Here is a 9,687-nt window from a genome sequence, read left to right as displayed (position 1 = left end):
GGCGGCGTCCCTATCGGCGCGCTCAACACCGAAGAGGCCCGCGGCCGTGCCTACGCCGCCCTCGCGAGCGCCGGCACCGTGCCGCCACTGGTCACCGAAAGCGACGTCGAGACGGCCCTCGCCTCGCATGTCTTCTACGACGAATACACCGATAGCGACCCGGCCATCACCGACGCCGCCCGCGCCGCGCTTGACGAGGTCAACACCCGCGTCGCGGTGCACCAGGCGCTCGACCTGGCGCTCGACGCGCTGTCGCTGGCGTCGATCTACTTCCTCGCCGCCATCGGCCTTGCCATCACCTTCGGCGTGATGGGGGTGATCAACATGGCCCACGGCGAGTTCATCATGATGGGCGCTTGCAGCAGATCATCCCCGACTACACGCTGTCGCTCGTGGTGGCGCTGCCGCTGGCCTTCGCGGTGACCTTCGCCGCGGGCGTGGCGATGGAGCGGCTGGTGATCCGCTGGCTCTACCATCGCCCGCTCGAGACCCTGCTCGCCACCTTCGGCATCTCCATCGCGCTGCAGCAGCTTGCCAAGAACATCTTCGGCACACAGGCCCGGCCGCTGACCTCGCCATCCTGGCTCGACGGCGCCTGGGTGCTGAACGACGTGGTGGGCATCGCCAACATCCGCATCGCCATCTTCGTGCTGGCGCTGATTTTCCTCGGGCTGATCCTGTTCATCCTGAACAAGACCCGCATCGGCCTCGAGGTCCGCGCCGTGACCCAGAACCCCGGCATGGCCGCCTCGATGGGCATCAACCCCGACAAGATCAACATGCTGACCTTCGGCCTCGGCTCCGGCATCGCGGGCATCGCCGGCATCGCCATCGGCCTCTACGCGCAGGTCACCTCCGAGATGGGCGCCAACTACATCGTCCAGAGCTTCATGACCGTCGTCGTGGGCGGCGTCGGCAACGTCTGGGGCACGCTGGCGGGCGCCGGACTGATCGGCATCCTGCAGAAGGGCATCGAGTTCCTGAACCCGTCCAACACGCTGGCAGCACAGACCTACATGATCCTCTTCATCATCCTGTTCATCCAGTTCCGCCCCAAGGGCATCGTCGCCCTCAAGGGCCGCGCGGCGGGAGACTGATCATGGCACGCCACCTCCAGACCGCCCTTCCCGGCCGCAATCTCCGACCTGCCTCCGGCGGGGATATTTATCGGCCATTGGAAGACAGGGGCCGCGCCCGGCCCCCAAAGGGTAAGCTGGCGACCCATGCGACCGTCTCCCTCGCCCTCCCGCGCCGCTGCTCCGCATCTTCATCTTGCCGAGTAAACTCCGGGGGAGTCCGCGCCAGCGGACGGGGGCAGCGCCCCCTGCAAGGTCGCCATCCCCACACGGACGATGGTTTTCGGAGCCATCCCCAAGCCCGCCTGCCCCATGCCCGCGACGCAATCCCCTCAAGCCCCTGCCACTCCGGGCACGCCGGCCCCCACCTGCCCCCCAGGCGCGCGCCGCAGGCGCGGCGCAACACCTCTGACGGAGCCCGCACATGAGCCGCCAGACCTTCCTCACCCGGAACCGCTCGATCTTCTGGTTCCTGCTGTCGCTCGCGGTCTTCACCCTGATCGTGACCGTGCTCGCGGACGGTATCGGCAACGGCATGATTTCCACGAGCTTCGTCAAGACGCTCGGGCGCACGCTCTGCCTGATGCTGGTGGCGGTCGCGATGGACGTGGTCTGGGGGTACACCGGGATCCTGTCGCTCGGGCACATGGCCTTCTTCGGGCTCGGCGGCTACATGATCGGCATGTGGCTGATGTATGCCCGCACCGAGATCATCGTCTCTGAGTCCCTGCGCGCCGCTGCCGTCCCCCCCACCCCGGAAGAGATCCACGACGCCGTCGGCACCCAGATCTTCGGCGTGGTCGGCAGCTCGGACTTCCCGCTGATCTGGGCCTTCGCCTCGAGCTTCTGGGCCCAGCTCGCGCTCGTGGTCATCGTCGCCTTCCGCAGCCGGGTCACCGGCGTGTACCTGTCGATCCTGACCCAGGCCATGACGCTGGCGCTGTCGCTCTACCTCTTCCAGAACGACAGCGGGCTGCGCGGCAACAACGGCCTGTCCGGCCTGCAGAACCTGCCCGGGCTCGACAGCGTGCCGCAAAGCATGGTCTCCATCGCCTTCTTCTGGGCCTCGGCGGCGGCACTGGCGGCGGGATACGTGCTCTTCGCCTGGGTGGTCTCGGGCAAGATGGGCTCGGTGATCCGCGGCATCCGCGACAACGAGGGCCGGGTACGCTTCCTTGGCTACCACGTGGAGAGCTACAAGCTCTTCGTCTTCACCGTCACCGCCGTGGTGGCGGGCCTTGCCGGCGCGCTCTACTACCCGCAGGCGGGCATCATCAACCCGGCCGAGGTCGCGCCCATCGCCTCGATCTACCTTGCGGTCTGGGTCGCCATCGGCGGCCGCGGGAGGCTCTACGGCGCCGCACTGGGCGCGGCCTTCGTGTCGCTGCTGTCGAGCTGGTTCACCGGTGGCGGCGTGCCCAACATCCCGCTCGGCTTCTACACCATCCAGTGGACCGACTGGTGGCTCGTGCTGTTGGGCGTCAGCTTTGTCGCGGTCACGCTGCTTGCACCCAAGGGCATTGGCGGGCTCTTCGACCTCGTCACCCGCCACCACCCTGTGCCCGTGTCCACCACCGACTTCGGCCCGGACAAGGGCGCCCGCCGCACCGTCGAGGGGGAGGAAGAGAAATGAAGACGCTTCTCGAGATGTCCGGCGTCTCCGTCAGCTTCGACGGGTTCAAGGCAATCAACAACCTCTCCTTCCTCCTCGTCTAACCCGAGCTGCGCGCCATCATCGGCCCCAACGGGGCCGGCAAGACCACCTTCATGGACATCATCACCGGCAAGACCCGCCCCGACGAGGGCACGATGATCTACGGCGAGAAATCCATCTCGCTGCTCAAGATGTCCGAAAGCCAGATCGCCATGGCGGGCGTCGGGCGCAAGTTCCAGAAGCCCACCGTCTTCGAGGCCCAGACCGTGCGCGAGAACCTCGCCATGGCGCTGAAGAACAAGCGCGGCCCCGTCGACGTGCTGCTCTACCGCAAGACCAGGCGCGGCGCCGAGCGCATCGAGGAGATCGCCGGCATCATCGGGCTCAGCGACCAGCTGCCGCGCATCGCGGGCGAGCTCAGCCACGGCCAGAAGCAGTGGCTCGAGATCGGCATGCTGCTGGCGCAGGACCCGCGCCTGCTGCTGGTCGACGAGCCCGCCGCCGGCATGACCCCCGCCGAGCGCGAGCACACCACCGACCTTCTCAAGCGCGCCGCCGAGAAACACGCGGTGGTGGTGGTCGAGCACGACATGGAATTCATCCGCCGCCTCGACTGCAAGGTGACGGTGCTCTGCGAGGGCTCGGTGCTGGCCGAGGGTTCGCTCGATCATGTGACCTCGAACCCGCAGGTCATCGAAGTCTACCTGGGCCGCTGACGGGAGAGCCACATGCTGAGCGTCGAGAACCTCACCCTCCACTACGGCCAGAGCCAGATCCTGCACGGCATCTCGCTGACCGCCGAGCCCGGCAAGGTCACCGCCGTCACCGGCACCAACGGCGTCGGCAAGACCTCGCTGCTCAAGGCCATCGCCGGGCGGCACCCCTATTCGGGCGGCAGCATCACGCTCGACGGCAAGCCGCTCGACCACCTCAACGCCTTCCAGGCCGGGCGCGCGGGCATCGCCTACGTCCCGCAGGGGCGCGAGGTCTTCCCGCTGATGACGGTGCAGGAAAACCTCGAGACCGGCTTCGCCTGCCTGCCGAAATCCGAGCACAAGGTGCCCGAGCACATCTTCGAGCTGTTCCCGATCCTCAAGGACTTCCTCCAGCGCCGTGGCGGCGACCTGTCGGGCGGACAGCAGCAGCAGCTCGCCATCGCGCGGGCGCTGATCATGAAGCCGCGGGTGCTGCTCCTCGACGAGCCCACCGAGGGCATCCAGCCCAACATCATCCAGCAGATCGGCCGGGTGATCTCGCAGCTGCGGTCGCAGGGCGACATGGCGATCATCCTCGTCGAACAGTACTTCGATTTCATGTGGGGGCTGGCCGACAGTTTCGTCGCCGTCACCCGCGGCGAGGTGGCGCTTTCGGGCAAGGCGGGCGAGATCGACCGCGAGGCGCTGCTGGCCAAGGTCTCGATCTAGGATTTTTTCGCTAACTTGCTGCGTTGCGGCGCATTTTTGACTTGCCCAAAACGCTTTGAGAGCCAATTCTCCCGCACGGGAGAGTTGTAGGCATGCTGCCACAGGCAGAAATAAGCAGAGGCGCCACGGCGCCCGCGCCACGCGGTGCGGGTGCCTTCGGTGAAACCGCCCGCCACCCAGGCCGATCCGGCCGCAGACATGCCGCCGCAAGATTGCTCCCGCAGCGATTTCCGACAGGATCCGACCGGTCCGCGCCATCCGGCGCAGGCAGCGGACGGAGCCTGACCGACACATTCGACAGGAGGATCCCATGAAAGTCATCAGAACGCCGCTCTTGTGCAGCGCCGCCATGGCACTGGCGCTGAGCGCGGGCACCGCAGGCGCGGAGACCATCCGCTTCTGGACCATCGAGGAGCAGCCCGAGCGGCTGGCGCGCCAGCAGGAGATGGCGGATGCGTTCAACGCCGAATCCGGCCACACCGTCGAGGTGATCCCGGTGACGGAATCCGAGCTTGGCACCCGCGCCACCGCCGCCTTTGCCGCGGGCGACCTGCCGGACGTGATCTACCACCCGCTGGCGCTGGCCCTGCCCTGGGCCGAAGCGGGGATCCTCGACCCCGACGCGGCCACCGACGTGATCGAGGCGCTGGGAGAGGACACCTTCGCCCCCGGCGCGCTGGCCATGGCAAGCTTCGACGGCGGTTATGCCTCGGTGCCCGCCGACGGCTGGACCCAGATGATCCTCTATCGCGCCGACCTCTTCGAGGAAGCGGGCCTCGAGCCGCCGACCTCCTACGCCAATGTCGAGGCCGCCATCGAGGCGCTGCACAACCCGCCCGAGATGTATGGCTTCGTCGCCGCCACCAAGGTGGACGAGTCCTTCATGAGCCAGGTGCTCGAGCAGGTGTTCCTCGCCAACGGCGTGTCGCCCGTGGGCCCCGACGGCTTTGCGCCGCTCGACGAGGCTAAGACCGCCGAGGTGCTGGAGTTCTACAAGACGCTGGCCGAGGCCTCGCCGCCGGGCGATCTCTACTGGGACCAGTCGCGCACGCTCTACTTCTCGGGCAACGCCGCGATGGTGATCTGGTCGCCCTTCATCCTCGACGAACTCGCCGGCCTGCGCGACAGCGCGCCGCCCACCATCACCGACGACCCGACCTCGCCCGAGCTGGCCTCGAAGACCGGGATCGTGACCAACTTCTCGGGGCCGTCCAATCCTGACGGTGCGGCCTGGGCCTCGATCAACATGTTCGGCATCACCGGCGACGCCTCGACCGACGCCGCCATGGAGTTCGTCGAGTACTCGATGGACAAGGGCTACGTGGACACGCTGGCCATCGCGCCCGAGGGCAAGTTCCCGATCCGCCGCGGCACCGCAGACGCCCCCGAGCTCTTCGTGACCGAATGGTCGGCCCTGCCGGTGGGCGTGGACCGCAAGGCGCCGCTGGGCGAGCTCTACCCGCAGGAGATGATCGACGAGATCGTCGCTGGGCTCGACGTGGCGCAGCGCTGGGGCGTCAAGGACGGCCAGCTGGCGCTTGCCTCAAAGATGATCGGCAGCCAGGCGCTGAACCGGGTCGTGCGCGAATACATCGACGGCCGCATCGACACCGCCGCCGCCGTCGAGAAGCTCAACAGCGAGCTCGGCGCGATCAACTGACACCATGCGCCCCGGGGCCCCGTCACAGGGTTCCGGGGACGCCCCGCGACGGGAGACGACCATGACCGACACCACACCTCCCACCGGCACCGGCCCGCTGGCGCGGCGCGAGGCACGGCTGGCCTGGGGGCTGCTGTTCCCGACGCTGGCGGCGGTGTCGCTGGTGGTCATCCTGCCGTTGCTCGCGGTGTTCTGGATCAGCTTCAAACCCGTGGGCCTCGCCGACCTGCGCCCGCCCACCCCGATCGTGCGCGAGGACATCCGCGGCGATCTCGAAGCGGCGGGCGACGAGGCCACGCTGCGCTACCGGCTCCGCAACTCCTCGCAGGACCAGCCGATCCTCGGCGTGACCCTCAGCGACACGTGGCCCGAGGGGCTCGCGGCGGGCGAGCTCGACCCCGCCTGCGCCATCGCCGACGGCCGGCTCGACTGCGATTTCGGCGATTGGGAGGGCGGCCAGCGCATCACTCTGCAGATCCCGGTGACCGCCGACGCAAGCTACTTCGAAGGCCCCGACGCCACCGACAGCGCGCCGGTGATCACCGGCCAGGCCAGCAACGTGCTCACCAATTTCGACTTCACGCTCGAGAACTTTGCCCATGTCTTCGACGGGGCCGAGTTCTGGTCGGTGCTGGGCGTGACGCTCTTCTACACCATCTTCGGCACGCTGGGCGCCCTGATCATGGGGCTCTTCGCCGCCTTGCTGCTCAACAAGTCCTTCCGCGGTCAGGGCCTGTTGCGCGGGCTCTACCTCTTCCCCTACGTTGCCCCCGTCATCGCCGTGGCCTTTGCCTGGATCCTGCTCTTCGACCCGTTCTCGGGCTCGGCCAACGCGCTGCTGATCCGGATGGGCGTGAGCTCGGAGGCGATCAACTTCTTCGGCGAGCGCCCGCTGGCGCTGATCATGGTCACGCTCTTCGAGATCTGGCGGTACTTCCCGCTGAGCTTCCTCTTCATCCTCGCGCGGATGCAGTCCATCGACACCGACATGTACGAGGCGGCGGACATGGACGGGGCCTCGCCCTTCCAGAAGTTCCGCTACCTGTCGCTGCCGCAGCTGCTCGGCATCCTGTCGGTGCTGTTCCTGCTGCGCTTCATCTGGACCTTCAACAAGTTCGACGACATCTTCCTGCTGACCGGCGGCAACGCGGGCACACGGGTGCTGACGGTGAACGTCTACGAGCAGGCCTTTGCGCTTTCGAACATCGGCGCGGGTGCGGCGGTCGCGGTGGTGATCTTCTGCTGCCTGCTGCTGTTCTCGGTGTTCTTCTTCCGCGTCATGAGCCGGGAGGAAGGGCTGTGAGCCGGGTGTTCCGCATCATGCCTGCGCGCCGCCACGTGGGCGGCCAGGAGTCGAAAACCACGAAAGGAGCGGCGCGATGAGACGCGGCTACGTGACGGCGCCCGTCCTCGGCGCACTCTGGTGCTTCGTCATCGCGGTGACCGTGGCCGTCGCCATGAGCTTCGCCACCGGCGCGGCGTTCCGGCCGGCGATCCTGCTGTCGCTGCTGCTTGGGGCGGGACTCGGCCTCGCGGCCCTGCACGGGGCGATGGCGCTCTGGGGCGCGGCCGTGGTGATGGCGGCCCTGGGGCTCGCGGGCTTCGGCCCCATGGTCGCCGACGACGGCGCCGGCCTCGTGGCGCTGGTCGCGGGCCACGGCGCGGTGGCGCTCTTCACCGCCCTCGGCGCCCGCACGATCCTGGAAGAGATCCGCCCCGGCGCGCTCACCCGCCACGAGTTCGAGGAGGCGGTGATCCGCTTCCTCACCGGCTTCGGCTACATCTTCTTCACCGCCATCGTGCTCATCCCCTTCTACGTCATGGTGATGACCAGCCTGAAGAACCAGGCGGCGCTGATGGCCAACCCGCTCGACTTCAGTATCGACCTGTCTCAGGGTTGGGGCCTGTTCTCGAGCTACGTCGAGCTGATGCGCGACTACAGCTTCGGCAGCTACCTCTGGACCAGCTTCTACGTCTCGGTGCTGACCGTGCTCATCACGCTGGCCTTCGCCATCCCCGGCGCCTACGCGGTGGCGCGGCTGCGTTTCCGCGGGCAGGCGCTGTTCTCGCGCTCCATCCTGCTCATCTACATGGTGCCGATGATCGTCCTCGCGCTGCCGATCTACATCGCCTTCTCGATGACCGGGTTGCGCAACACCATCTTCGGCATCGTGCTGATCTACCCGGTCACCACCATCCCGGTGGCACTCTACATGCTGCAGGGCTACTTCCGCGGCCTCCCCGCAGAGGTCGAGGAAGCCGGCCTCATGGACGGGCTTTCGCGGCTCGCGGTGATCTGGAAGATCACCCTGCCGCTCTCGCTGCCGGCGCTGGCCAGCGTCTCGCTCTACGTCTTCATGATCGCCTGGAACGAGTTCCTGCTGGCCTTCATGCTGCTGGACGATCCGTCGAAATACACGCTGACCCGGGGCATCGCCTCGCTCAACTCGTCCGAAGTGCCGCGCCAGCACCTGATGGCAGGCTCGGTGATCGCGACGGTGCCGATCATGGTGCTGTTCCTCGGGCTCGAACGCTTCATGACCAAGGGCCTGACCGCAGGCTCGGTGAAAGGATAAGGCGCCGCCCTGCGGCCGGAGGAAGACATGGCAAGCATCGAACTGAAATCCGTCGAGAAATGGTACGGCGAGGCCCAGGTCATCAAGGGCGTCGACCTCGACATCGAGGAGGGCGAGTTCGTCATCTTCGTGGGCCCCTCGGGCTGCGGCAAGTCCACCCTGCTGAGGATGATCGCGGGGCTCGAAGAGACCTCGCGCGGGCAGATCATCATCGGCGGACTCGACGCCACCGCCGAGCCCCCCGCCCGCCGCGGCCTCGCCATGGTGTTCCAGAGCTACGCTCTCTACCCCCACATGTCGGTGCGCGAGAACATGGGCTTCTCGCTCAAGGCCGCGGGCGTTCCGAAGGAGGAGATGGCCGCCAAGGTCGACGAGGCCGCCCGCGTCCTCAAGCTCGAGGCGCTGCTCGACCGGCGCCCCAAGGACCTGAGCGGCGGCCAGCGCCAGCGCGTCGCCATTGGACGGAGCATCGTGCGCGACCCCACCGCCTTCCTCTTCGACGAGCCGCTCTCGAACCTCGACGCGGCGCTCCGGGTCGAGATGCGCTACGAGATCGCCAAGCTGCACCAGGCGCTGAAATCGACGATGATTTACGTCACCCATGACCAGGTCGAGGCGATGACGCTGGCCGACCGCATCGTGGTCCTGGAAGCCGGCCGGGTGAGCCAGGTCGGCTCCCCGCGCGAACTCTACGAACGGCCGGGCAACCTCTTCGTGGCACAGTTCATCGGCTCGCCCAAGATGAACGTCTTCCCCGCCGCCACCCCCGGCCTGCGCCTGCCCGCGCCCCTGCCCGCCGAGGCCGAGCATTTCGGCATCCGCCCCGAGCACATCGCCATCGGCGCCGCTGGCAGCGGCGAGATCGACGGCACCGTCGACGTGATGGAATACCTCGGCGCCGACACCTACGTGATCGTCGACTGCGGCGAGGCGGGCAAGCTCACCGTGCGCGCCCATGGCGACACCGGCCTGAGCCCGGGCCAGCCCTGCGGCCTCGCCTTCGAGCCGGACCAGACCCACCTCTTCGACGCCGGCGGCCTCGCGCTGCGCTGATCCCCGCATGCGCCCGGCCCTTCCAGTGGCCGAAAATATCCCGGGGTGAATTGCCCGCAGGGCAAGAGGGGCAGCGCCCCTCCCCTTCGCCAGTCTGACGACATCGCGCATGGGAGAGCGGTGCGCGCCGTGCTAGGCGTCATGCGTCCCGCAAGGAGTGCCGCGCCGATGAAAGCCCCCGCCCTGCCCCTCACCCGCGATCTCGTGCTGGTCGGCGGCGGCCATGCCCACGCGCTGGTGCTGC

General features: G+C 67.8%; 6 protein-coding genes and 2 pseudogenes. All 8 read left to right on the top strand.

Translation table 11 applies throughout. The features are described from left to right. Positions 1 to 1,097, top strand: a pseudogene (urtB, locus tag HC022_RS12820) (urea ABC transporter permease subunit UrtB); the annotation flags it as partial. A 403-nt stretch (positions 1,098 to 1,500) separates the two neighbouring features. Further along, entirely contained in the window at positions 1,501 to 2,709 is a 1,209-nt protein-coding gene (locus HC022_RS12815; protein ID WP_167452697.1) for an urea ABC transporter permease subunit UrtC, read from the top strand. Beyond that, positions 2,706 to 3,446 (top strand): annotated as a pseudogene (gene urtD / locus HC022_RS12810) (urea ABC transporter ATP-binding protein UrtD). Before HC022_RS12815 ends, urtD begins: the two are co-directional and overlap by 4 nt. A 12-nt stretch (positions 3,447 to 3,458) precedes the next feature. Beyond that, positions 3,459 to 4,154, top strand: a complete 696-nt coding sequence (urtE, locus tag HC022_RS12805) for an urea ABC transporter ATP-binding subunit UrtE (protein WP_008882931.1) — start codon at positions 3,459 to 3,461, stop codon at positions 4,152 to 4,154. A 310-nt stretch (positions 4,155 to 4,464) separates the two neighbouring features. After that, entirely contained in the window at positions 4,465 to 5,814 is a 1,350-nt protein-coding gene (locus HC022_RS12800; protein WP_167452696.1) for an ABC transporter substrate-binding protein, read from the top strand. Positions 5,815 to 5,875: 61 nt separating this feature from the next. Further along, the gene (locus HC022_RS12795; RefSeq protein WP_167452695.1) at positions 5,876 to 7,117 is read left to right on the top strand and encodes a carbohydrate ABC transporter permease; all 1,242 of its coding nucleotides are present in this window, start codon (positions 5,876 to 5,878) and stop codon (positions 7,115 to 7,117) included. Between the two features lie 76 nt (positions 7,118 to 7,193). After that, on the top strand, positions 7,194 to 8,390 hold the full coding sequence (locus HC022_RS12790; RefSeq protein ID WP_167452694.1) for a carbohydrate ABC transporter permease: 1,197 nt from the start codon (positions 7,194 to 7,196) through the stop codon (positions 8,388 to 8,390). Between the two features lie 27 nt (positions 8,391 to 8,417). Then, entirely contained in the window at positions 8,418 to 9,443 is a 1,026-nt protein-coding gene (locus tag HC022_RS12785; protein ID WP_167452693.1) for an ABC transporter ATP-binding protein, read from the top strand. Positions 9,444 to 9,687: the final 244 nt, after the last annotated feature.

It is taken from the genome of Salipiger sp. HF18 (assembly GCF_011806505.1).
In the GTDB taxonomy this organism is placed as follows: Bacteria; Pseudomonadota; Alphaproteobacteria; order Rhodobacterales; family Rhodobacteraceae; genus Salipiger; species Salipiger thiooxidans.
Note: the sequence above shows the minus strand (reverse complement) of the source record. Positions and strands in the feature narration are given on the sequence as shown.

What these genes read in the sequence shown, in the direction of transcription:
- HC022_RS12815 (WP_167452697.1), top strand. Translation starts at nt 1,501, where the DNA reads ATGAGCCGCCAGACCTTCCTCACCCGGAACCGCTCGATCTTCTGGTTC.
- urtE (WP_008882931.1), top strand. Translation starts at nt 3,459, where the DNA reads ATGCTGAGCGTCGAGAACCTCACCCTCCACTACGGCCAGAGCCAGATC.
- HC022_RS12800 (WP_167452696.1), top strand. Translation starts at nt 4,465, where the DNA reads ATGAAAGTCATCAGAACGCCGCTCTTGTGCAGCGCCGCCATGGCACTG.
- HC022_RS12795 (WP_167452695.1), top strand. Translation starts at nt 5,876, where the DNA reads ATGACCGACACCACACCTCCCACCGGCACCGGCCCGCTGGCGCGGCGC.
- HC022_RS12790 (WP_167452694.1), top strand. Translation starts at nt 7,194, where the DNA reads ATGAGACGCGGCTACGTGACGGCGCCCGTCCTCGGCGCACTCTGGTGC.
- HC022_RS12785 (WP_167452693.1), top strand. Translation starts at nt 8,418, where the DNA reads ATGGCAAGCATCGAACTGAAATCCGTCGAGAAATGGTACGGCGAGGCC.